Below are 22,411 nucleotides of genomic sequence, written 5' to 3' on the forward strand. Positions count from 1 at the left end.
GCCGACCGCCGGGCAACCAGGCAGGCATATAACAATGGCAATGACAATGAAAATACCGTCTCGCGAGTTGTGGTCTTATTTTGGCTATGGTTTAGGTCAGTGTTTTAGCTTTGGTTTAGTGGGTTCGTTTATTAACTATTTTTACACCGACGTGCTGGGGATCTCGGCGCTGGCGGCCAGTACCATCTTCCTGATTGCCCGCGCGTGGGACGCGGTTCACGATCCGCTGTTTGCCAGCATTATGGACACCATTAACAGCCGGTTCGGTAAGTTTCGCCACTTTTTGCTGATCGCGCCGCTGCTGATCACCGGCGTCACGCTGCTGTCGTTCTATAAAATCGAAGCGGACATGACCACCAAAATCCTCTACGCCGGGGTGACGTATATCCTGTGGGGGACGCTGTATGCCATCTCCGATACCCCGTTCTGGTCGATGTCGTCGGTGATGACCAACGACTCCGCCCAGCGCACCCGCGCGGTGACGGCGGCGATGCTTGGGGTGAACGCGGGCATTGCCTGCGCCAACATCTTCTTCCCGAAGCTGGCGGCGTTCTTCGCCCAGTACAGCAATGACAAAGGCTACTTTATGGCGGCGCTGGTGATGATGCTGGTGGGCCTGCCGCTGATGCTTAACGGCTTTATGCAGATCAAAGAGCGCGTGCCGCCGAGCCCGGAAAAGGTGACCATCCGCGACACCTTCCACAACCTGCGCCAGAACAAGCCGCTGTTTATTGTGCTGCTGTCGTTCTTTTTCTGCGTGTTCCACAACGTGGCGGGCGGTCTCTATATCTACTTCTTTATCAATAACCTGGGCGACGGCGGCCTGCAGATGGCGATTGGCGTGATGGGGATTGTGGCGGCGGTGCTGTGCCTGGTGGCCCCGATGCTGACGCGCCGGATGCAGAAGCGGAAGCTGTTTATGATCCTCTGCGGGCTGGACGTGGCGGTGCGCGTGGTGATGTGGTTCATCGGGTATCAGCAGGTGACGATGCTGTTCATTCTGCTCGGCCTGAGCACGCTGTTCGTGATGATGACCAATATCCTCACCTCGTCGATGATTGCCGACACCATCGAGTACGCGGAGTATCACACCCACAAACGTTGCGCGGCGATCACCTTCTCCGGGCAGACCTTTACCGGCAAGATGTCGGTGGCGGTAGGCGGCGGGCTCATCGGCGTGTTTCTGACGATGATCGGCTACGTGCCGCAGGCGCAGATCCAGAGCGAAGGCGTGCTGTCCGGGCTGTTCTTCGGGATTTGCCTGCTGCCGGCGATTGGGTCGCTGATCCGCATGGGCTTTATGTCGCGCTTTACCTTTACCGAGGAGAAGCATGCGGAGATTTGTCGGCTGCTGGCGGAGCGCAGGCATCATATAGAAAATAGCGGTTCGGAGAATAAGCGGCTGGAGCGCCCGGCACCGGCGAACTAATCCAGGTGGGCGCCTGTCATGCAGGCGTCCACTTCAGAACTTAATTCACGTCAGCTATCCCACAGCAATCTTGGGCTAATTTCAATAATTGCTGAGTCATTGTGACGGCATCTGCTGCTAAATCAACGGTGGCAAAGTGGATTTTATGCCCCTGTACCTCAACGAATTCGGAGAGCATTACGTCGACGGCTGGATGAAGTAATAATCCAGCCGAACGGAGAGATAGCGGGTCTGTTCGGTTCTCCTGCGTGCGCAGATAAGTATACATCTGGTAGATATAACCGCTGCGCAAGCTCTGATCGCGATACCAGCCTTTAATCAGAATGTTATTGAATTTAGTGTCGATGATGATGCGCTGTGCAGGTTGCCTGTGCTCAAGAATGATGTCCGAGTTCATGGTTGGGAAAATACTTTCGCTCCCTGCACTATGAGACGTTAATCTCCATTTCAACTCTTTTCCGGCAGCGACTGTCCAGTCTTTTTTGGGAAGATGGACGTGATAGAAACCCGCCATACTTTTCTCGAACAGCTTACGCATCCAGTAAGGGTCATCAGACGGCGTTGGCAACAGTTTTTGCCCCGCAGTTTGGGTTGGTAGCCATAATTCAAATGCCAGCTGCGCGGCATCGACCATGGCTTTATCCGCCGCATCGTGGCGACCAAAGCGCGTGATTGACGGCAGTTCACCTTTGCTGGGCATAGCGCCCTCGATACCTCTACGACGCAAATTGACTGCCATTGCGCGACATTGCGCAGCCAGCGCGCCGTCGCTGAGCAGTGGAACAAGGTGCTCTAGCGCAGAGCGAACATAGCGATTTCGTGGTGTATCCAGCGTCATTTCCTGAAACAGACACGCTACCTGTGCCCGCTCAAGCAATTGTCGACTGGTTGTACGCAGAACATCAATGCGTCCTCTTACCCTGTTAAGCGTGGCGCGGCGTGTTTGGTATCCCACACTTAACTGCCTTAACAGCCGCTGTTCCACTTCGTGAAGCAGGATTCTGGCTACCAGCGCCGGGATCTCCTCCGGGTTGTTTTCAGCGGCAACCATGCTGCGCCCGTGGTGGCGAAACAGACTGGAGGCGTACAGCATCAATAGCCAGATGTTGCGCAAAGGAATGCGCGATACAGCTGCCCGAGCCTGCGTATCGCCACGTTCAGCAAGATCGGTCATACGCTGAGAAGTCCCTTTCTGGCATCCAGGACTTTCTCCGGCGCATCGAACCAGTATTCGGCAAGTAAAGGGCAGATTTCGGTTTCGACAACCTGCTCGTACCAGGCCATCCCGTCGTCAATTTTCAACCCCGTGGGTGGGGTAAAATAGCTATGCCCGATACAAAACTGTGGCCCTAGCGCCGCGTCCCTGGACAATTTTTCATTTAACGCGGTTAATTGGGATTCTATAAGGGCTAATGTTTCCAGGCTCACATTAAACCGTTGGTTAACCCACTTTTTCCACGTGTCGTTGAATTCGGGCTTAAGATCAATAAACGCAAAGCGGCGCCGTAATGCCAGGTCTAGCAGGGCAAGCGAGCGGTCAGCGATATTCATCGTCCCGATGATGTACAGGTTTTCAGGAATGTAGGTTTTTTCGTCCATATCCGATCGGTATGAGAGCTCAAGCGCCTCATTCGGTGTGCGTTTATCCGCCTCCATCAGCGTCAGCGTTTCGCCGAAAATTTGCGCAGGATTGCCCCGGTTAATCTCTTCAATGATGACCACGTATTTAGTCGTCGGATCGTTTATTGCTCTGTCTATCGCATGGAGAAAAGGCCCGTCTACCAGTGCTAAACGTCCTTCATTATTAGGACGCCAGCCGCGAATAAAATCTTCGTAGGAGAGGGTAGGGTGGAACTGCACCGCGCTGATGCGCTTAGAGGTTTCCTCGCCCATCAGGCAATACGCCAGGCGGCGAGCAAGCCAGGTTTTACCGGTTCCCGGCGGGCCCTGCAGGATCAGGTTTTTTTTGGCCTGTAAACGCTGAAGGATGAGTTGGATTTTATCCTCTTCTAAAAAGCAGCCTTCGTCGATCAAATTGCTTATCGCGTAAGGCTTGTAAGAGATTTCAGCGGGCACGTTCTCTTCAACCGTTTCCTCGGTGATGCTCTGCAATTCACCTTTATCGAAGTTGAGATATTCATAGTTACCGGGGGTCTGAAACTCCAGTTCATCATCATCACGTAGTTTTTGCAGATAATATGAAATGGACGATTCAACCGTATTGTTATTGGGATAATCCGCCTTAATCTCCTCCAGATAAGCCTCTTTTAACTCCCTCAAGGAGAAGTATGGGTTGTCTTTTTTCAGGCACAGTAGTTTGATTTTATTAAGCAAATACGCTTTCCATGTCAGCCGCTCGACCTCATCATTTGACTGATGTAAATCGATATTCCATGCCGCCAGGGAGAGTTCAGGGAAGGAGTGAACCGGATAGTTTGGCTGGGTAAAGGCCTTTTTGAGCGCCAGCGCTACGGTCTGATAGTTGTGTCCACTGCAGCGCCCTTTGGCACCTTTTTTAATGATTTTAATATTCAGGACTTTCTGAATGTAGTACTGAGACTGGCTATCCAGCGTAGGATAGAACCAGGGGCGTAGCCAGTACAATCCCATCGTCAGGTTCCAGCCAACATTGCGCACGTTAGATGCGGCGTCATAAGACAAGAGGAAGTCCGTGGGATCGGCGTTTGGGGTGTCGGCGAAGGAGATTGCCTGAGAAAACATTTCCCACAGCGTATCGATGTCTTCTGGCTTACGTGATTTCTCATAGCCAAAGAACCATGACTTCTGATTGTTCAGCAGCGGAATACCGTCGAACGATTCAGGAACCGGTTCGCGAACGCCTATCAGTTTTGCCAGGCTGGCTGCGATATTTCTTCGGTTGGTAACGGTAAGTGAGCGATTAAACAAGCCCATAGTGGTGAAAGGACAAATGTCTTTCAAAGGATGGGGAGCGCCATTAGCGGGCTTGTCTTGCAGGTGTGACATACTGCCAATCTCAGCAGCAATGCGGTGAATGCCCGCCACCAACTCCTCTCTTCGATTTCGCCAGGTCAGTAGCTGAGAGGCAAATGTCTGATAAAAGTCTGCCCATGCGAATCTGACGTCTTGCTCAACTGCGTCCATATGCTCTCCAGTAAAATTTCAGGCTTCTGTAACCTGGCGACTGAATTTTACGGGATTGTAAGCCTTAGTGAATAACTACCTAAAACAGTGATCTATAAGGGCATGCCATAACGACATGCCCTCAGACCATCTTACAGCGACTTCACAAACGCCAGCAGATCTTCGTTGAGCTGATCCTGGTGGGTCAGCGCGAAGCCGTGCGGCGCGTTGTCGTACACCTTCAGCGTGGCGTTTTTGATCATCTCTGCCGCCAGCTTGCCGGTGCTTTCAAACGGCACGATCTGGTCGTTGCTGCCGTGGATCACCAGCGTCGGCACGTCGATTTTCGCCATATCCGGGCGGAAGTCGGTTTCGCCGAACGCGGTCACGCAGTCGATGGTGCCCTTCAGTGACGCCAGCAGGGCGATGTTCAGCGTCTGGGTCAGGGCACCGGCAGAGACGGTCTGCCCGGCATTGATGCCGTAGAACGGGGTGGCGAAGTCGCTGATGAACTGGGCGCGATCCTTACGCAGGCCGTCGCGAATGCCGTCGAACACGCTCTGATCTACACCCTGCGGGAAGGTATCTGATTTACCGAAGATCGGCGTGACCGCGCCCAACAGCGCCAGACCGGCCACGCGTGCGCTGCCGTAGTTATTGATGTAGCGGGTCACATCGCCGCCGCCCATGGAGAAGCCCACCAGCGTCACGTCCTGCAGGTCCAGGGTGGTAATCAGGTCGTTGATATCGGACGCAAAGGTGTCGTAGTCGTAGCCGTTCCACGGCTGATCCGAGCGGCCAAAGCCGCGACGGTCAAAGGCGATGGCGCGGAATCCGCGCTCGGCCAGGTAGTTCAACTGGCTGTCCCACATGTCGCCGTCCAGCGGCCAGCCGTGGCTGAAGAGAACCGGTTTACCCGCGCCGCAATCTTTGTAGTAAATCTGCGTGCCGTCTTTTGCCTTAAACGTTGCCATAGTGTGTTCCTGTACAGGTGATGGTTATGGTTATACCGGCGCGACCAGGTAGCGAATAGCCGGTGATGTTGTGCCCTGATGAAAAGCCAGAACGCGGCTCTGCAGCAGGAGGTCATTCATGGTGTGGCGCTCCTGCTGGCGCAGATGCTCAATCCAGGAGCCCATCAGGAAGGTCTCGATAAACAGTCCGGGGCGTTCGATATCCTCGTACACCGCCCAGCTCATCGCTCCGGCGCGGCGGCGCACCCGGCGCAGCTCGTGCACTGCCTGCAAAAACGCTTTCGCGTTGTGCGGGTCGATGATGTACTCGTGCGACACCAGCACCGGGCCGCGCTCGTTGGGCAGGTCGATCTCCACGCCGTCCAGCGGCTGGCCGCTGAGGTCGAGATTTAAATCAGGATCTTTCTCCAGCTTCCAGCGGAACACCGTCGCGCTCGCCAGCACCATTCCCAGCGTGGCGACCACCAGCGAAGTCGGGGTGCCAAACTGCGAAGCGATCTGTCCCCAGAGGGCGCTGCCGGCGGTCATCGAGCCGAAGAACACCGTCAGGTAGACCGCCAGCGCGCGGGCTTTCACCCAGCGTGCCGCACTGCGCTGCGCGCCGAGATTGAGGGTGGAAAGCACCGCAATCCACGCGAAGCCGGTGAAAAACTCAAACAGGTTCAGCAGCCAGAAGTGGCGTACGAACGCCAGCGCCAGCATGGTAAGAGCAAACGTCAGGCTGGCGGCCACCATCAGGCGGTCGGCGTTCAGCCGCTGGCGCAGTCGCGGCAGCAGGATGGCCCCGGCGATCGCCCCCAGGCCAATGCACGCCAGCATCACGCCGTAGCCCGCCGGGCCTAAACCCAGCTCGCGGCGCGCCACCAGCGGCAGCAGGGCCCAGCCCGCGCTGCCAAAAACGAAGAAGGCCACCGTGCGCACCAGCACGTTGCGCAGCACCGGCGCGGCGTGTACGTAACGGATGCCAGAGCGCACCGCCGAGAAGAAGTGCTCCGGCGGCAGACGCTGCACTGTCGGTGCGGGACGCCAGCGCCACAGCACCCACGCCACGCCGACCACGGAGAGCGCGTTCAGGGCAAACACCATCCACGGCCCGGCCAGTGACAGCAGAAAACCGCCCAGCGCAGGGCCAATCGCCCGGCTGATGTTCACCCCGAGCGAGTTGAGCGCCACGGCGGCACCCAGCTCCGGCTTGCTCACCAGGTCGGGCACCACCGCCTGGAACGGCGGCGAGCTCATCGCCGCCCCCACGCTCAGCAGAAACGTCGTCACCAGCAGAACCGCAGGCGTGACGTGGCCGGTGAAGGAGAGCACCGCCAGCCCGGCGGCGGCGATGAACACCCACAGCTGGGAGAAGAGCAGGTATTTACGTCGGTCGACGATGTCCGCCATCACCCCGGACGGCAGGGCGAAGAGGAACATTGGCAGGCTGCTGGCCGCCTGTACCAGCGCGATATCCAGCGGATCGGCGCTCAGGCTCAGCATGCTCCAGTTAATACCGACGTCGCTCATCCATGAGCCGACGTTAGAGACCACCGTGGCGATCCACAGCATGCGGAATACCGGCTGGCTCAGTGGCTGCCAGGGCGAAACCGTCGGTGCGGGCGTCGTCTCGACGTGGGCGTCACGAACGTCGTTAACCTGGGTCATGCAAATTTCTCCGTTACCTTACGCTGCAGCCGCCACTGGCCCGGCCCGGTCAGGGCAAGGGTGGTGAAGATAATCAGCAGCAGCCAGCCAAACTGCCCTTCGGCAATCGACCAGTTCGGGTGTACCGCCAGCATCGCCACCAGCAGCACGGCAATAATCGGCAGGCACGCCAGGCGGGTGTAGACGCCCGCAATGATAAACAGCGGGCAGATCACCTCGGCGACAATCGCCGGGATCAGGCTCGCCCAGGGCCCGAAGCCGAACGGATCTTCAATGCGCGTCAGCTCTTCGCTGAAGTGCAGCACCTTCGGCAGGCCGTGCACGTACAGCAACAGCAGGCTGCCGGTCAGGCGCAGGAAAAACAGCCCCAGGTCGACCCGGGGCGGAGCAAAGGTGTTTTTCATCAGAATGCAAAGCAGCTGCAGCCCAGCGCCCCCCAGAATGCGTTATCGTCCGACACCGGTATCTCTGACGTGCGCGCAAAATCATGCTGGTGGCTGTGCACCCCGCACGGGCCGCTGCAGTGGTGGACGGCGTTCATACCCACGCGTGTGGCCTGCGGCGGCGCGCTGCGGTAGTGGCCCGGCACCTTCACCACCGGGGACCACTCAGGCAGGACCGGAATGGCAGGCGGGGCCAGCGGGCCAAAGCTGCCTGCGGCGTAGACGATATCGCCGTTGACCACCGTCAGGACGGATTCGATGCCCTTGATCTCCTCTTCCGGCACGCGGAAGTAGTCTTTGCTCAGCACCGCCAGGTCGGCGAGCTGGCCGACTTTGATCTGCCCCTTCTGGTTTTGTTCGCTGGAGAACCATGCGCTGCCCTGGGTCCAGAGCATCAGGGCGGTGTCGCGATCCAGACGGGCGCTGTGATCGTACATCTGCATCCCGCCGACGGTACGGCCAGAGACCAGCCAGTAGAGGGCGGTCCACGGGTTGTAGCTCGCCACGCGGGTGGCATCGGTGCCTAAGCCCACCGGTACGCCGGTCTCCAACATTTTTGCCACCGGTGGCGTATGGCGGGTGGCTTCAATGCCGTAACGCTCGGCAAAGTATTCGCCCTGGAAGGCCATACGGTGCTGCACGGCAATGCCGCCGCCGAGCGCTTTGATGCGGTCGATGTTGGCCTGGGTGACAGTCTCCGCATGGTCGAAGAACCAGTGCAGGCCGTTAAACGGAATATCGCGGTTAACTTTTTCGAACACGTCCAGCATGCGGCTGATGGACTCGTTGTAGGTGGCGTGCAGGCGGAACGGCCAGCGGTGCTCTACCAGATGGCGCACCACGCGCTCCAGCTCATCCTCCATGCCCGGCGCGAGATCCGGGCGTGGTTCGAGAAAATCTTCAAAATCGGCGGCGGAGAAGACCAGCATCTCGCCCGCGCCGTTATGGCGGAAGAAGTCGCTGCCCTGGCCCGGCGTGAGCATGTCGGTCCATTTCTCAAAGTCTTCCAGCTCGTGGCCCGGACGCTGGGTAAAGAGGTTGTAGGCGATGCGGACGGTCATCTGCTTCTTCTCGTGCAGCTCGGCAATCACCTCGTAATCTTCCGGGTAGTTCTGGAAGCCGCCGCCCGCGTCGATGGCGCTGGTCAGCCCCAGACGGTTCAGCTCGCGCATAAACTGGCGGGTGGAGTTAACCTGCTGCTCCAGCGGCAGCTTCGGCCCTTTGGCCAGCGTGGCGTAGAGGATCATGGCGTTCGGACGGGCGATCAGCATCCCGGTCGGGTTGCCGTTGGCGTCGCGCTGGATCTCGCCGCCCGGCGGGTTTGGCGTGTCTTTGGTGTAGCCAACCACCTTCAGCGCGGCGCGGTTGAGCAGGGCGCGGTCGTAGAGGTGCAGGATAAAGACCGGGGTGTCCGGCGCGGCGTCGTTGATTTCGTCCAGGGTTGGCATGCGGCGTTCGGCAAACTGGAACTCGCTCCAGCCGCCCACCACGCGCACCCACTGTGGCGATGGCGTGCGCAGGGCTTGTTCTTTCAGCATCCGCAGGGCATCGGCCAGAGACGGCACGCCTTCCCAGCGCAGCTCGAGGTTGTAGTTCAGCCCGCCGCGAATGAGGTGCAGGTGGGAGTCGTTCAGGCCGGGGATGGCGGTGTGGCCTTTTAAATCCACCACTTTAGTGCCGTCGCAGTGGTGTTGCATCACCTCGGCGACGGTACCCACTTCCAGAAATTTTCCGTCGCGCACGGCGACGGCTTCCGCCACAGGATTCTCGCGATCGACGGTGTGAAACTGGCCGTTAACCAGAATGAGATCGGCTTTTCCAAGGGTAACCATAACTGCTCCTGACTGAGAGGGGAATGGTCAGGATTATGGGAACCGGTTTCGGCAAAGATCCAGTTATACAATAGGATAGGTATACCAAAGTATAACTATACCTAAGGTTAACTATACGAAGAGATAATTACGCACAGGCGCAGAAGGCCGCAGGATGGGGGCGACTTTATCGGCGTGGCACTCACGGCGATTTCACCCTTAACCACTGGAAAATGCTATGACCTCTTCAAAGCTCGAAGTATTAACCCCTGCGAACTGTCAGATTATTTTCATCGACCATCAGCCACAGATGGCGTTTGGCGTGCAGTCTATTGACCGCCAGGTGCTGAAAAACAACACCGTGGCGCTGGCGAAAGCGGCCAAAGTGTTCAACATCCCGACCATCATCACCACCGTAGAGACTGAAAGCTTCTCCGGTAACACCTACCCGGAGCTGCTGGACGTGTTCCCGGGCCAGGACATTCTGGAGCGTACCTCCATGAACTCCTGGGATGACCAGAAGGTGCGCGACGCGCTGAAAGCCAACGGCAAGAAGAAGGTGGTGGTTGCCGGTCTGTGGACCGAAGTGTGCAACAACAGCTTTGCCCTGTGCGCAATGCTGGAAGGTGACTACGAAATTTATATGGTGGCGGACGCGTCCGGCGGTACCACCAAAGAAGCCCACGACTTCGCCATGCAGCGCATGATCCAGGCGGGCGTGATCCCGGTGACCTGGCAGCAGGTGATGCTGGAGTGGCAGCGCGACTGGGCGCGTAAAGAGACCTACACCGCGGTGATGGATATCGTGCGCGAGCACTCCGGCGCGTACGGCATGGGCGTGGATTACGCTTACACCATGGTGCACAAAGCGCCGTCTCGCCAGAAGAGCGAGCACCGTACCTTAGCGCCGGTCCCGGCCCGCTAAGTCCCGGCGGCAGGCTGGTCCCTCATCCGGCCTGCCACTGACTGCTTTCTGGAGTTCTCTATGAGTACAGGGTTGATATCCCTTGCGGCAGGCGTGTTGATCGGCCTGATGTATGCCGCGCTGAAGGTACGCTCCCCCGCGCCGCCCGCGCTGGCGCTGATTGGCCTGCTGGGGATGCTGGCCGGGGAGCAGGCGACGCGCCATCTGTTAGCCCGCGACAGCGTGGTGAGCGTTCCGGCAGTGGTTCACCATCCGGCAGGAGAGTCATCATGAAGGCCTGGATAATTTCGCTGGTGTGCGGCGTGCTGGCTGGGGTAATTTACGCTCTGCTCAACGTCCACTCTCCGGCACCGCCGGTTGTCGCCCTGCTTGGCCTGTTTGGTATGCTGGTGGGCGAACAGCTGATCCCGGTGGGACGTCGCATACTGAATCGCGAACCGCTGACTCTGGCCTGGTTTCGTCACGAGTGTGTGCCGAAAATCAGCGGCACGGCGCCTCCCGCGCCCGTGAAGGAAAACCGCGACGTTTAATGATTTTTTGAGGAATAACAGCATGACGCTGCCGTGGCGCATTGCCATCATTGATGACGAACGTTCTGTCCGCAGCGGGCTGAGTAACCTCCTGGAGTCGGAAGGGTATGCGACCGACACGTTTGATTCGGCAGAGGTGTTTCTGAGCCACCCGTTCGCCCTGTCCGGCGCGGCGCTGGTGATCACCGATATCAAGCTGCGGGGCATGAACGGCCTGGAGCTGTTTGAAAAGCTGCGGCTGCTGGCTGCCCCGCCTCCCCCCGTGCTCTTTATCTCCGGTCATGCTGATGAAAATATGCAGCGGTACGCTCTTGATTTGGGCGCCGCTGCATTTTTGCGTAAGCCTATTAACATCGATATTCTGCTGGATCATATTCAGCGGGAGCTGGCCCGCCGACAATAAGGATCGCGGATGAACGAAAACGAGCTGCCTGCATTCTGGCCCGCCCAGGGAAATCTCCATGATGGGCGGGTTTTTGTCCTTAAAGAGGATGTCATTTTTACCGTGCTGGCGCAGGAGGGCGGGATCTCCTGGATGAATGCCCGACATCCTCATTCTGGCGGCTCCTTTATCATTGCCACCGCGGTCAGCGACGAAGAAGAAGAGCGGGCCACCCGGCTGCTCAAAAATGAGTTTGCGTTGCGCGATCACCTGCAGGACAGCTGGGCCATTCGCGCCGTGGCCTCCACCCAGTACCGGGGGCGTTTTGCACTGGTGTACGCGCCATTTTCGTTTGAGCTGCTGGCGCGACGCGCGGGCAGGGCGATCTCGGGGATCGCCCGGTTTATCGAGCTGGCGATCCAGATCTGCACGCCGCTGCGTCAGATGCACCTGCAAAACCTGATCCACGGTGATATCAAGCCCGGCAATATCTTTGTTCATCACGATTCAACCTGCCGTCTGGGCAGCTTTGGCCTGTCATGTAGCATCTCCGGGGCCTTTTCCCAGACCCGGCTGGCCGTCTCTGGCGGTACGCCCGCCTATATGTCCCCGGAGCACACCACCCGCACACAGCGGGCCGTCGATTGCCGCAGCGATCTCTACAGCCTGGGCATTGTGCTTTATGAGCTCCTGACCGGACGCCTGCCGTTTGAGCTCGGCGAGAACGAGCAGACCAACTGGGCGCATTACCACATTGCCTCTGAGCCGCTCTCTCCCGCCGTGTTGCGCCCGGATGTGCCCGACATGCTGTCGACCATCATCCTCAAGCTGCTGGAGAAGCAACCCGATAACCGCTACCAGACCGTCGACGGGCTGATTGCCGATCTTCGACGCTGTCAGGCGACGTTAACCTCCGAAGGCGAGATCGTCGCCTTTACGCCAGGCCAGCAGGACCGGACGCCGGCGATCCATCTGGCGGACTCCCTGTTTGCGGCGCATCCGCAGGCAAACGACGTCATCGCCGCGTTTGAGCGGGTGGGGCAAAACATTGTGCCGGAGCTGGTGACGATCGGCGGGCCGTCGGGGATCGGTAAATCCTCGATTATCGCCACGGCGCTAAAAACGTTGCAGCAGCGCAGGGTGCTGCTGGCGGTGGGCAAGGTCGATCAGTTTTCGCCGACGTTACCCTACGGCGTATTAAGCTCGGCGTTTCGCACCCTGACGCTGCACCTGCTCGGGCTGCCTGCGGAAGAGGTGGCGAAGTGGAAAATCCGCCTCTCGCGCGCCCTGGAAGGATATGAAGAGCTGGCCGTCAGCCTGGTGCCCGAGCTGGGGTTGCTGCTGGAGAGTAAACCTCGCTTCTCGGCAGATACATTTTCCATTGATGCCCGGGCCCGCTTCAGCCATATGGTGCTGGCGCTGGTTAAAACCTTTGCCTCGCAGGGCTGTCCGCTGGTCTTGCTGCTTGACGATCTGCAGTGGAGCGACGCCGCCAGCCTGCAAACGTTGAAGCACCTGCTGGCGACCTGCGGTGCCATTCCGCTATTGCTGGTGGTGGCGCACCGGGACATCGCCTCGTTGTCCGATCCCGCGTTACAGCAGCAGCTCGCGAGCCTGCCGGCGTCGGCGCAACACGCCATCGAGATTATCCCGCAGCCGCTGACGGTGAAGGCGGTAGCACGCTGGCTGGGCACGCTGTTTCGCGTGCGCAGCGCCACAACAACCGACCTCGCCACGCTTATCCACGAAAAAACCGGCGGCAACCCGCTGTTCGTGCATGAGTTTTTCCGCCGCATTGTTGATGACGGGCTGGTGGTGCATAACAAGTATCAGGACAAATGGCAGTACGATCTGCAGGCGATCCGCGCCCGGCATTACACCGAAAATGTCGTCACCCTGGTGCTGGAAAAGCTTGAAGAGATGCCCGACGAGACGCGTCGTCTGCTGGGCAGCATTGCCTGTCTTGGCGGCACGGGCGAGCTGGAGATGTTGTGCCGCGTGGTCGGGATGTCGGTGGCGGAAATCCGTTATGCGCTGCACCCGGCGGTGATGGCGCAGCTGATTGTGCTGACGGAAAAAGCGTATGCCTTTACCCACGACAGGGTGCAGGAGGCTGCTTTCGCACTGCTGGATCAGCGTGAGAGGAGCCACCTGCACCTGACCACCGCCAGCCTGCTGGCCGAGGCCGCGCGTCAGGCGGCGGGGAACGAACTGCTGTTCCGCGCCGTGCACCACGTGACGGCCGCGCTGGACAGCATTCAGCCCGCGCCGCAGCGCCAGATGTTCCGCGAGCTCAGCCTGCTGGCCGCACGGCGGGCGAAGCGCACCGGCGATTATCATTCGGCCCTGAGCTACATTCAGACCGCCAGAGCGCTGGGCAATGCCGGGGCGGTGTCTGACTTTATGCTCGACATCGAAGAGGCGGGCTGTGAATTTGCGCTCGGCCACCTGGAGCGAACCCGCGAGCTGTGTGACGCGATCCTCGGCTGCCCCGGCGGGCTGACTGAAAAAGCGCTGGCGGCTAACCTGCTGGTGGAAGTCTACATTCGCCAGTCCGACAGCCGTCTGGCGCTGGAGGCGGCGCTGTGCTGGCTGGGGATTTTTGGTATCCAGATCAGCCACTACCCGGAAGACGTCGAGTGCGACGAAGCCTGGAAACACTTCTGCAACCGCGTGGGAGACGCGCCGCAACAGCATTTTGTCCAGCTCTCGCAGATGGACAACCCGCAAACCGAAGCGGTGATGAACCTGCTGTATAGCGCCAGCATTTGCGCCAGCTTTATCTGCCCGCGCCTGCACTTTTTGCTGCTCTGTCGCATGATGCACCTGACCCTCGACCACGGTATCACCGGCGCCTCCACCACGGCGATGGCCTGGTTTGGGGTATTGATTGGCCAACGCTACGCCGAGTATCGCCTTGGTTTCCAGTACGGCACGCTGGCCCGCGAGCTGGTAAACCGTCACGGCTACGATGCCTTTGAAGCCAAAACCCTGCTGCCGCTCGATCAGCTCAGCGTCTGGACCCAGCCGCTGTCGTTCACCATCGAGTGCGCCAAGGCCTGCTTTACCGCCGCCGTCACTCACGGTGATATGACGGTGGCCTGCTTTGCAGCCTGCCATCAGGTGATCAACTTCCTCTCGCGGGGCGATCATCTGGACGGGGTGCTGACCAGCATCGATCGCGGTCTGGCCTTTGTCCGTAAAACCCACTTCCAGGACATCGAAACGATTTTGATGCTCCAGCGCGGCTACGTTGAGTTTCTGCGTACGCCGGTCATCGGCACCTGGAGCGCCGCGCAGGTGCTGCCTGAAGCGATGCTGCCAGCGGCGCCTGAGCAGGCCCCGGAGCAGACCTCGACCATGCTGTTCTGGTACTGGCTGTACCGTGGGATGGCGCACTTTACCTGCGGGGAGTATGCCGCCGCGCAGGCGGAGCTGGAGCAGGCGGGCTGGTTCGCGTGGTCTGCGCCTGGCCACATTCACCTGCTGGATTACCATCTCTACAGCGCCCTGTCGCTTTCCAGACAGCTGACGCCGGAGACCTTCTCGGCGAATCACCGTCGCAGCATTCACGCCCACTACGACAAAATCGCCCTCTGGGCGCGGATTAATCCGGGCACGTTTGCCGACAAAGAGGCGCTGATTTACGCCGAAATCGTGCGTCTGGACGGGATGAACAGCATTGCGCTTGAGCAGTATGAGAAGGCGGTGCGCCTCTCGCGGGAGGGCGGTTTCAATCCGCTGAACGCGCTGGCCCACGAGCTGGCAGGGCGCTTTGCCCTTGCCTGCGGCTATCCGACCGCCTCGGACGCCCACTTCCGCGGGGCGATCGCCGCCTGGGGCCGCGCCGGTGCACAGGCAAAAGTGCGCCAGCTTGAGCAGGATTTCCCGCATCTCCTGAGCTCCGCCCAGGCCAGCGCGTACGACACGGTGGCTTTCGCGCAGAATGAAGTGATTCGCGATCTGCAAAGCGTGATCAAGGCGTCACGCGCGCTGTCTGAAGAAATTAACCTTGAGCGGTTGATTGAAAACCTGATGACGCTGCTGCTTGAACGGGCCGGGGCGCAGCGCGGTCTGCTGCTGCGCGTGAGCGACAACCATATCCCGGAGATCGAGGCCAGCGCGTGGACCAGTACCGACGGCGTGCGGGTGCGGATCCTGAAAGAGGTCCCGATGGCGACCGATATGCCGCTGTCGGTGCTGGCGGCGGTGATCCGCACCGGGCAGGAGATCCGCACCGGCAAGCCGGAAGAGTTTCACCCCTTCAGCCAGGATCCTTATCTCGTGACCTCGGGGGCGGCCGTGATGTGCGTCCCGATGTTCAAACAGGCGCGTCTGGTGGGCGTGCTCTACCTGGAAAATCGCCTGATGCCGGAGGTCTTTACCGCCGAGCACTCCCGCGTGGTGAGCCTGCTGGGGGCGCAGGCGGCGGTCTCGCTGGAGACGGCGCGCCTGTATGCCGAGCTGCTGGCGGAAAACATCCAGCGTCGTCGCGTGGAGAAAGAGCTGCGATCCAGCCAGACCTCGCTGATGCTGGGCGAGCAGATCAGCCACACCGGCAGCTGGCGCTGGGAGCTGGAGCAGGATCTGATGTTTATCTCCGAGGAGTACGCCCGAATCCTCGGCCTGCCTGAACAGCAAAAGAAGATCTCCATGGCGGAGTTTTTGACCTTTGTGCATCAGGATGATTACGCCCGGATCAGTACCATCGTCACCCAAAGCGTACGCGAAGGGCTCTCCATGCGGGCGGAGTTCCGCATTAACCGCACCGATGGCTCAATCCGCTATATTCTCGGGATTGGCGATCCGGTGGGCGTGGGCAGCGAGGTGAACGAGTATTACGGCATCATCACCGACATTACCAGCCAGCGGGCGGCGGAAGATGCGATGCGGGTGGCGCAGGCAGATCTGGCGCGCGTTTCCCGGGCGACCACCGTCGGGCAATTGACCTCTTCCATCGCTCATGAGATCAACCAGCCGCTGATGTCGATCGTCTCCAACGCCGGGGCGAGCCTGCGCTGGCTCAACCGGGAGCCAGCCCGGCTGGATAAAGTGCGTGAAGGGCTGGAGGAGATCGCCGCTGAAGGGGCGCGGGCGGGGGAGATCATCCGCAGCATTCAGTCCCTGACGCGCAAGCAGGATCCGACCTTCTCACGCATCGATCTGCACTACCTGGTCCACCATATCATCGCGCTGTCGCGCAGCGAGCTTGAGCAGCGACACATTAGCGTCGATTACCTTTTGCAGGCACAGGATAGCTTTATCACTGGCGACAGCGTGCAGATCCAGCAGGTGCTGCTCAACCTGGTGATGAACGCGGTAGAGGCGATGGCCGAGGTGAAAGATCGCTCTTGCACCATCACCATCAGCACCAGCAATGCAGAAGGGAGAGTGCTGGTGGAGATAGCCGATACCGGCAGCGGCATAGAGCCTGAGCGGCTGGAGAAGATTTTTGACTCGTTCTATTCCACTAAAGCGCAGGGCATGGGGATGGGGCTGACCATCAGCGCCAGCATCATTGAGCGGCACTGCGGAAAACTGAGCGCGCGCCGCCGGGAGCCGCACGGCACCGTCTTTGCTTTTGCGCTGCCGCTTGCGGCACAGGAAGGGTAACGGCTATTCCGTTGGCAGACTTTTGCTCAGGCGTTCCACGACCCTGACCAGCTCTGCCACGGAGCGCACCTGCATCTTCTCCATCACGCGGCGGCGATGGACTTTCACCGTGATTTCGCTCACCCCAAGCTCGGCGGCGATCTGCTTGTTCAGCAGGCCGCTTATCGCCAGCTGGAGCACTTCATGTTCGCGCGGGGTAAGAGACATATGGCGCTGCTTCAGGGCGTAGTGCTCTTTGTTACGCACGGCGTTGTTTTCCGCCAGCCGGAGTGCGGATTCAATGGCGTCGATAAGCGCGGCGGATTCAACCGGTTTGGTCAGAAACTCGTAGGCCCCGCCTTTGATGGCGCGAACCGACATCGGGATGGTGCCGTGGCCGGTGAGGAAAATAATCGGGATCTCACGCCCGCTGTCCCTGAGGGCATCAGCCACCTCAAAACCGGAGATGGTGGGCATTTGCATATCGAGGATCACGCACGAAGGCAGATCCTCGAAGCGGTGCTGAAGAAATGCTTCTGCCGATGAAAAGCCGATAGCGTTCAGGTCTGCCGATTCCAGTAGCCCGGTCACGGACTGCCTGACGGCGTCATCGTCATCAACCACATACACAATGTGTTCCATTCACCGCCCCGGTGCTGATTTAAAGGTCGAGGATGCAAACCGTCCCTTCGGTTACGTAAGAGACTGTTTATGCTGACTTTCATCTTAACACATTAAATATCATTATCATTTAACAATATGATAACCATATGAAGTATAGCGAGCCGGAGCAGGGGCGGTGAAGGAACGAAACGCTGTTTTTATGCACCGACAAGCTCAATGCGATTGCCGTCCGGGTCCGCGATTATCGCTTCATAGAAGCCGTCCCCGGTCATACGCGGGGCGCTAAGCAGCGTGCCGTTTGCCCTGGCCTGTGCCGCCATGCTGTCCACCTGTGCTTTTCCGCCGACGTTGATGGCGATATGCGCCCAGCCGATAAATTCAGGGTGGGCAGGCGCGTCGGGCAGGTCCGGAATGGTCATCAGCTCAATCGTCCGCCCCTCATCAAGGGTAATAAAATGGGATTCAAAACCCGGACGATTTTTACTGACGTAGCGTGCGTTGCTGCGGCCATTAAACACCGTTTCCCAGAACTGAACCTGGGCGTTAAGGCTGCGGGTCCAGAGTACGACATGTGCAATATTCATTGTAACCCTCGTTGTTTGTGTTGCGCGGTTATGCAACATTATGCGCATTGATACTCGATTAGAATTTTTAAAGGACTTTCAATGCTCGATTATGCAGCTTTTCCTGAACAGCGACAAGCGCGGATCCGCCAGATCCTTCAGAAGAGCGGAAGGGTGGTCTGTACCGAGCTGGCGAGCCAGATGAACGTATCCGAGCACACTATTCGCCGTGATTTACATGAACTTAGCAAAGAGGGCTATTGCAAAAAGGTCTACGGCGGCGCGGTGCTTCAGCTTCCGGATGCGGGTAATTTTTTAAGCCGCGAGCAGAAAATAAGTGCAGAAAAGCACACAATCGCGCAGAAAGCAGCAACGCTGGTTCAGGCGGGCGGGTGCATTTTTATCGACGCGGGGACAACAAACCTGGCGCTGGCGAAAGCGCTCCCGGCGGATCTCAACGTCACGGTGGTGACCAACTCCCCGGCCATCGCCACGGAACTGCTGCGCCATCCCCTGTGCGAGGTGATCATCACCGGCGGGCAGATCCAGCGGGCATCCGGCGGGTCGGTGGGCGCCACGGCCGCGGGTCAGATCCAGGGCATTATCTTCGATCAGGCCTTTATTGGCGGCTGCGCGATGGATCCGCAGATGGGACTCACCGGCTTTGACTTTGCCGACTGCGAATTCAAAAAGGCGGTTATCGCCCAGAGCAACCAGACCATCGTGGCCCTGACGGCAGACAAACTTCCCGGTGTGGCGCGCTTTGTGGTGTCGACGTGCCAGGACATTGATGTGCTGGTGGTAGAAGAGGCGCTGGAACAGGGCGTTGTCGACGCGTTTGCGGCCCAGGACATTCGCATTGTGTGCGCCTGAGGACTTTCACGGGTAAAACAGGCTACACTCTGGTTTTGAGCGCTAAATGCTGAGGACATAACAATGCACTACACACTGAAAGACGGCGATAAGGATAAAGCGGAAGGGACACAGAGCGCACTGCAGCAGAAGCTGCTGGAATCCCGCTCGATTGTTATCTCCGGTGAAATCAACCAGGCGCTGGCAGAGAAAGTCATCACCCAGCTGATCCTGCTGCAAAGCGTGAGCAACGATCCGATCAAACTTTACATCAACAGCCAGGGCGGTCACGTGGAAGCCGGTGATACCATTCACGACTTCATCAAGTTCATCCGCCCGGATGTACACGTGATCGGTACCGGCTGGGTGGCGAGCGCCGGGATCACCATCTTCCTGGCGGCGAAAAAAGAGCATCGCTACTCGCTGCCAAACACCCGCTTTATGATCCACCAGCCGCTGGGCGGCGTGCGCGGTCAGGCGACGGATATTGAGATTGAAGCGCGCGAGATCATCCGCATGCTGGACCGGGTAAACAAACTGATCGCCGACGCCACCGGCCAGCCGCTGGAAAAAGTGAAAAAAGACACCGACCGCAACTTCTGGATGTCTCCGGCCGAAGCGCTGGATTACGGCATTGTGGGTAAACTGATTACCCATTATGACGATCTGAAGCTGGATTAAGTTTTTAACGCCGTGTACGTGTCGGGTGGCGGCTACGCCTTACCCGACCTACGCGTGCTGGTTTGACCCATGACAAGTTCCCCCTCTGCCTTCTTGCCTATAATCGCGCCTGTTTCCCCTCTCACTGGTGCTATCCATGGCGTATCAACTGAACCTGAACTGGCCGGAATTTCTTGAGAAATACTGGCAAAAAAAACCCGTTGTGCTGAAAAATGCCTTCCCGAATTTTGTCGACCCGATTACCCCGGACGAGCTGGCAGGCCTGGCGATGGAGCCGGAGGTCGATAGCCGTCTGGTGAGCCATTTCAACGGCAAATGGCAGGCCAGCAATGGTCCGTTTGAGCACTTTGACGGCCTGGGTGAAACCGGCTGGTCGCTGCTGGCGCAGGCGGTGAACCACTGGCACATGCCGGCGGCGGAGCTGGTGCGCCCGTTCCGCGTGCTGCCGGACTGGCGTCTGGATGATCTCATGATCTCCTTCTCCGTGCCGGGCGGCGGCGTGGGCCCGCATATCGATCAGTACGATGTGTTCATCATTCAGGGGATGGGCAGCCGTCGCTGGCGCGTGGGTGACAAGCTGCCGATGCGTCAGTTCTGCCCACATCCGGCGCTGCTGCACGTGGATCCGTTTGAACCGATCATCGACGAAGATCTGGCGCCGGGCGATATTCTCTACATTCCACCTGGATTCCCGCACGACGGCTTCACCCATGAAACCGCGCTGAACTACTCTGTGGGTTTCCGGGGGCCAAACGGCCGCGATCTGATCAGCAGCTTTGCCGATTACGCGCTGGAAAACGATCTGGGTGGGGAGCATTACAGCGATCCGGATCTGACCTGCCGCGAACACCCTGGGCGCATTGAGCAGTACGAGCTCGATCGCATTCGCCAGATGATGATCGACATGATCGGTAAGCCGGATGATTTCACAAAATGGTTCGGCAGCTTTGTCTCCACGCCGCGTCACGAGCTGGATATCGCCGCCGCCGAGCCGCCGTATGCGCCCGAGGAGGTGCTGGACGCGCTGCAGGGCGGAGAGAGATTGTCTCGCCTGAGCGGCCTGCGCGTGCTGAATATCAACGGCAGTTTCTTTATCAACAGTGAACAGCTCGAGACAGTCGACGCGAAGGCGGCGGACGCGCTGTGCCGCTACACTGAGCTGGGCCAGGCCGAGCTGGGCGATGCGCTGAACAACCCGGCGTTTGTCGAGGAGCTCACCGGGCTGATTAACCAGGGGTACTGGTACTTCGACGAGTAGTGCGGCCTGTTGCCCGGTGGCGCTGCGCTTACCGGGCCTACAACGGCGGTTTTCTCCCTCTCCCTGTGGGAGAGGGCCGGGGTGAGGGCATCAGGCCGCACTAGCCCTCCTCCATCGCAATCACAATCGCTTCACCCATCTTCTTCAATGCCTCGCGATGCTTATCCGTCGGCGGTAATGCCACGTTAATCCGCAGGCAGTTGCGGTACTTTCCGGGCGCGGAAAACAGCGACCCGGCCGCGGCCTGGATCTTCAACCGGCACAGCTGCTTGCTGACGCACACCATGTCGACCTTCTCCGGTAGCTCCACCCACAGCAAAAAACTGCCCTGCGGGCGCGTCACGCATATGTCTGCCGGAAAATATTGCCGTACCCAGCAGGTATAGGTTTCCATATTCTGCTGATAAATCTGGCGCATACGGCGCACGTGGCGATGATAATGGCCGTCGCGGATAAACGCCGCCACCGCCATCTGCGTGCCCGGCACGTTAAACCCGCCCGCGGCGTATTTCATGTGCATCACCCGGTCGTAGTAGCGTCCCGGCACAATCCAGCCGACGCGTAACCCTGGCGCCACGGTTTTGGTAAACGAGCTGCAGAGGATCACGCGGCCATCAATATCCATGGAGTGAATGGTTCGCGGGCGCGGGTATTCCGCCGCCAGCTCGCCGTAGATATCATCCTCGACGATCACGATATCGTGCCGCTGGGCCAGGGCCAGCACCTGCTTCTTACGCGACTCCGGCATGATAAACCCAAGCGGATTATTGCAGTTGGGCACCAGGATGACCGCTTTGATGGGCCACTGCTCCAGCGCCAGCTCTAAAGCCTCAATGCTGATCCCGGTTTGCGAATCGGTCGGAATTTCTATCGCCTTGATGTCAAACCCGCGCAGCATCTGCATGGTGCCGTGGAACGACGGCGACTCCACCGCCACAATGTCTCCTGGTTTACAGACCGACAGCAGGGCGATGGAGAGCGCGCCGTGGCAGCCGTTGGTGATCACAATCTCGTTCGCCGCCACGGTGGAGCCCCCGTCGAGCATCAGCCGGGCGATCTGCTCGCGCAGCTCAAGGCGCCCGTCGAGTACGTCATAGCTCAGCATTTCGGCGGGGTTGTGCTGTGCGATGCGGCTCATCTCACGCCACAGGGGCTTCAGGCTCGGCTGGTTAACGTCTGGCGAACCGCCGCCAAAGGAGATCATCTCTTTGTCGGCGCGGGCATCCAGCAGCATCATCACCTCATCCCACTGGGTGACGTCCACCGGGCGCTGCACCGGGCGCGTCATGGCCGGCACCGGCGGCTGGGCCTTGCGCTTAGACACAAAATAGCCGGAGCGCGGCTGGGGAGTGATGAGCTGCAGGTTTTCGAGGATCTGATAGGCCTGCTGTATGGTGCTGATGCTCACGCCATGCTCCTGGCTCAGCGCGCGTACCGACGGCAGACGTTCACCGCTGCGATACAGCCCTTGTTCAATGCGTTCTGCCAGTAGATTGGCCAGATGTTGGTAGCGCGTCATGCTGTATCCTTTGTTGTCACCATACAGATTACAAAACCAGTACAGATTGCCGCAAAAAACGGCATGCAGATACCGT

Annotated in this window: 18 protein-coding genes; 9 read left to right on the forward strand and 9 right to left on the reverse strand. The window is 59.1% G+C overall.

Features of this window, described 5'->3' with window-relative positions:
• Window positions 1-34 precede the first annotated feature (34 nt).
• Complete coding sequence (locus tag EQV24_RS16545; protein ID WP_130626848.1) at window positions 35-1,429, forward strand: MFS transporter; 1,395 nt, start codon at window positions 35-37, stop codon at window positions 1,427-1,429.
• 40 nt (window positions 1,430-1,469) lie between these two features.
• On the opposite strand, the gene mcrC is transcribed toward EQV24_RS16545, so the two are convergent.
• The 6 genes from mcrC to EQV24_RS16575 all read right to left on the reverse strand — a co-directional run bounded on the left by mcrC (window position 1,470) and on the right by EQV24_RS16575 (window position 9,430).
• Window positions 1,470-2,603 (reverse strand): 5-methylcytosine-specific restriction endonuclease system specificity protein McrC, encoded by a 1,134-nt coding sequence (gene mcrC, locus EQV24_RS16550; protein WP_130626849.1) that lies wholly within the window; start codon window positions 2,601-2,603, stop codon window positions 1,470-1,472.
• A complete protein-coding gene (locus EQV24_RS16555; RefSeq protein WP_130626850.1) occupies window positions 2,600-4,552 on the reverse strand; it encodes an AAA family ATPase in 1,953 nt (650 codons plus the stop codon). The genes mcrC and EQV24_RS16555 overlap by 4 nt, the downstream gene beginning before the upstream one ends.
• A 131-nt stretch (window positions 4,553-4,683) precedes the next feature.
• Window positions 4,684-5,505 (reverse strand): alpha/beta hydrolase, encoded by an 822-nt coding sequence (locus EQV24_RS16560; RefSeq protein WP_014830493.1) that lies wholly within the window; start codon window positions 5,503-5,505, stop codon window positions 4,684-4,686.
• Window positions 5,506-5,535: 30 nt separating this feature from the next.
• Window positions 5,536-7,155: an MFS transporter gene (locus EQV24_RS16565; RefSeq protein ID WP_013095408.1), complete on the reverse strand. Its 1,620-nt coding sequence runs from the start codon at window positions 7,153-7,155 to the stop codon at window positions 5,536-5,538.
• Window positions 7,152-7,559, reverse strand: coding sequence for a DoxX family protein (locus EQV24_RS16570; protein ID WP_020687449.1), 408 nt, complete (start codon window positions 7,557-7,559; stop codon window positions 7,152-7,154). The genes EQV24_RS16565 and EQV24_RS16570 overlap by 4 nt, the downstream gene beginning before the upstream one ends.
• On the reverse strand, window positions 7,559-9,430 hold the full coding sequence (locus EQV24_RS16575) for an amidohydrolase (protein ID WP_038418608.1): 1,872 nt from the start codon (window positions 9,428-9,430) through the stop codon (window positions 7,559-7,561). The genes EQV24_RS16570 and EQV24_RS16575 overlap by 1 nt, the downstream gene beginning before the upstream one ends.
• Window positions 9,431-9,647: 217 nt before the next feature.
• Between EQV24_RS16575 and EQV24_RS16580 the strand changes: the two genes are divergently transcribed.
• From EQV24_RS16580 to EQV24_RS16600, 5 genes are read left to right on the forward strand one after another with little or no spacing between them, the layout of a single operon-like run.
• Complete coding sequence (locus EQV24_RS16580; protein ID WP_013095411.1) at window positions 9,648-10,334, forward strand: hydrolase; 687 nt, start codon at window positions 9,648-9,650, stop codon at window positions 10,332-10,334.
• A 60-nt stretch (window positions 10,335-10,394) separates the two neighbouring features.
• A complete protein-coding gene (locus EQV24_RS16585; protein WP_013095412.1) occupies window positions 10,395-10,607 on the forward strand; it encodes a DUF1427 family protein in 213 nt (70 codons plus the stop codon).
• Complete coding sequence (locus EQV24_RS16590; RefSeq protein WP_013095413.1) at window positions 10,604-10,864, forward strand: XapX domain-containing protein; 261 nt, start codon at window positions 10,604-10,606, stop codon at window positions 10,862-10,864. Before EQV24_RS16585 ends, EQV24_RS16590 begins: the two co-directional genes overlap by 4 nt.
• A 22-nt stretch (window positions 10,865-10,886) precedes the next feature.
• Window positions 10,887-11,267: a response regulator gene (locus EQV24_RS16595; RefSeq protein WP_013095414.1), complete on the forward strand. Its 381-nt coding sequence runs from the start codon at window positions 10,887-10,889 to the stop codon at window positions 11,265-11,267.
• A 9-nt stretch (window positions 11,268-11,276) separates the two neighbouring features.
• The gene (locus EQV24_RS16600; RefSeq protein ID WP_130626851.1) at window positions 11,277-16,859 is read left to right on the forward strand and encodes an ATP-binding sensor histidine kinase; all 5,583 of its coding nucleotides are present in this window, start codon (window positions 11,277-11,279) and stop codon (window positions 16,857-16,859) included.
• 3 nt (window positions 16,860-16,862) lie between these two features.
• Here EQV24_RS16600 and EQV24_RS16605 read toward each other — a convergent pair whose 3' ends face one another.
• Window positions 16,863-17,480 carry a response regulator gene (locus EQV24_RS16605; RefSeq protein WP_023620669.1) on the reverse strand — a complete coding sequence of 206 codons (618 nt, stop codon included), beginning with the start codon at window positions 17,478-17,480 and terminating at the stop codon, window positions 16,863-16,865.
• A 179-nt stretch (window positions 17,481-17,659) separates the two neighbouring features.
• Window positions 17,660-18,046, reverse strand: coding sequence for a VOC family protein (locus tag EQV24_RS16610; RefSeq protein ID WP_130626852.1), 387 nt, complete (start codon window positions 18,044-18,046; stop codon window positions 17,660-17,662).
• A gap of 81 nt (window positions 18,047-18,127) precedes the next feature.
• Here EQV24_RS16610 and EQV24_RS16615 point away from each other — a divergent pair, with 81 nt between their 5' ends.
• From EQV24_RS16615 to EQV24_RS16625, 3 genes are all read left to right on the forward strand, one after another.
• On the forward strand, window positions 18,128-18,898 hold the full coding sequence (locus EQV24_RS16615; RefSeq protein WP_038981735.1) for a DeoR/GlpR family DNA-binding transcription regulator: 771 nt from the start codon (window positions 18,128-18,130) through the stop codon (window positions 18,896-18,898).
• 63 nt (window positions 18,899-18,961) lie between these two features.
• Window positions 18,962-19,558: an ATP-dependent Clp protease proteolytic subunit gene (locus EQV24_RS16620; protein WP_013095419.1), complete on the forward strand. Its 597-nt coding sequence runs from the start codon at window positions 18,962-18,964 to the stop codon at window positions 19,556-19,558.
• A 136-nt stretch (window positions 19,559-19,694) separates the two neighbouring features.
• Window positions 19,695-20,816, forward strand: coding sequence for a cupin domain-containing protein (locus EQV24_RS16625; protein ID WP_013095420.1), 1,122 nt, complete (start codon window positions 19,695-19,697; stop codon window positions 20,814-20,816).
• A 100-nt stretch (window positions 20,817-20,916) separates the two neighbouring features.
• Here EQV24_RS16625 and EQV24_RS16630 read toward each other — a convergent pair whose 3' ends face one another.
• Window positions 20,917-22,335 carry a PLP-dependent aminotransferase family protein gene (locus EQV24_RS16630; protein ID WP_130626853.1) on the reverse strand — a complete coding sequence of 473 codons (1,419 nt, stop codon included), beginning with the start codon at window positions 22,333-22,335 and terminating at the stop codon, window positions 20,917-20,919.
• Window positions 22,336-22,411 lie beyond the last annotated feature (76 nt).

This window comes from Enterobacter sp. A8, from assembly GCF_004296595.1.
Classification (GTDB): domain Bacteria; phylum Pseudomonadota; class Gammaproteobacteria; order Enterobacterales; family Enterobacteriaceae; genus Enterobacter; species Enterobacter cloacae.

Coding starts and splice junctions, on each gene's coding strand:
- EQV24_RS16620 (WP_013095419.1), top strand. CDS start 18,962: ATGCACTACACACTGAAAGACGGCGATAAGGATAAAGCGGAAGGGACA.
- EQV24_RS16545 (WP_130626848.1), top strand. CDS start 35: ATGGCAATGACAATGAAAATACCGTCTCGCGAGTTGTGGTCTTATTTT.
- EQV24_RS16610 (WP_130626852.1), bottom strand. CDS start 18,046: ATGAATATTGCACATGTCGTACTCTGGACCCGCAGCCTTAACGCCCAG.
- EQV24_RS16600 (WP_130626851.1), top strand. CDS start 11,277: ATGAACGAAAACGAGCTGCCTGCATTCTGGCCCGCCCAGGGAAATCTC.
- EQV24_RS16595 (WP_013095414.1), top strand. CDS start 10,887: ATGACGCTGCCGTGGCGCATTGCCATCATTGATGACGAACGTTCTGTC.
- EQV24_RS16590 (WP_013095413.1), top strand. CDS start 10,604: ATGAAGGCCTGGATAATTTCGCTGGTGTGCGGCGTGCTGGCTGGGGTA.
- EQV24_RS16570 (WP_020687449.1), bottom strand. CDS start 7,559: ATGAAAAACACCTTTGCTCCGCCCCGGGTCGACCTGGGGCTGTTTTTC.
- EQV24_RS16575 (WP_038418608.1), bottom strand. CDS start 9,430: ATGGTTACCCTTGGAAAAGCCGATCTCATTCTGGTTAACGGCCAGTTT.
- EQV24_RS16585 (WP_013095412.1), top strand. CDS start 10,395: ATGAGTACAGGGTTGATATCCCTTGCGGCAGGCGTGTTGATCGGCCTG.
- EQV24_RS16605 (WP_023620669.1), bottom strand. CDS start 17,480: ATGGAACACATTGTGTATGTGGTTGATGACGATGACGCCGTCAGGCAG.
- EQV24_RS16565 (WP_013095408.1), bottom strand. CDS start 7,155: ATGACCCAGGTTAACGACGTTCGTGACGCCCACGTCGAGACGACGCCC.
- EQV24_RS16560 (WP_014830493.1), bottom strand. CDS start 5,505: ATGGCAACGTTTAAGGCAAAAGACGGCACGCAGATTTACTACAAAGAT.
- mcrC (WP_130626849.1), bottom strand. CDS start 2,603: ATGACCGATCTTGCTGAACGTGGCGATACGCAGGCTCGGGCAGCTGTA.
- EQV24_RS16555 (WP_130626850.1), bottom strand. CDS start 4,552: ATGGACGCAGTTGAGCAAGACGTCAGATTCGCATGGGCAGACTTTTAT.
- EQV24_RS16580 (WP_013095411.1), top strand. CDS start 9,648: ATGACCTCTTCAAAGCTCGAAGTATTAACCCCTGCGAACTGTCAGATT.
- EQV24_RS16630 (WP_130626853.1), bottom strand. CDS start 22,335: ATGACGCGCTACCAACATCTGGCCAATCTACTGGCAGAACGCATTGAA.
- EQV24_RS16615 (WP_038981735.1), top strand. CDS start 18,128: ATGCTCGATTATGCAGCTTTTCCTGAACAGCGACAAGCGCGGATCCGC.
- EQV24_RS16625 (WP_013095420.1), top strand. CDS start 19,695: ATGGCGTATCAACTGAACCTGAACTGGCCGGAATTTCTTGAGAAATAC.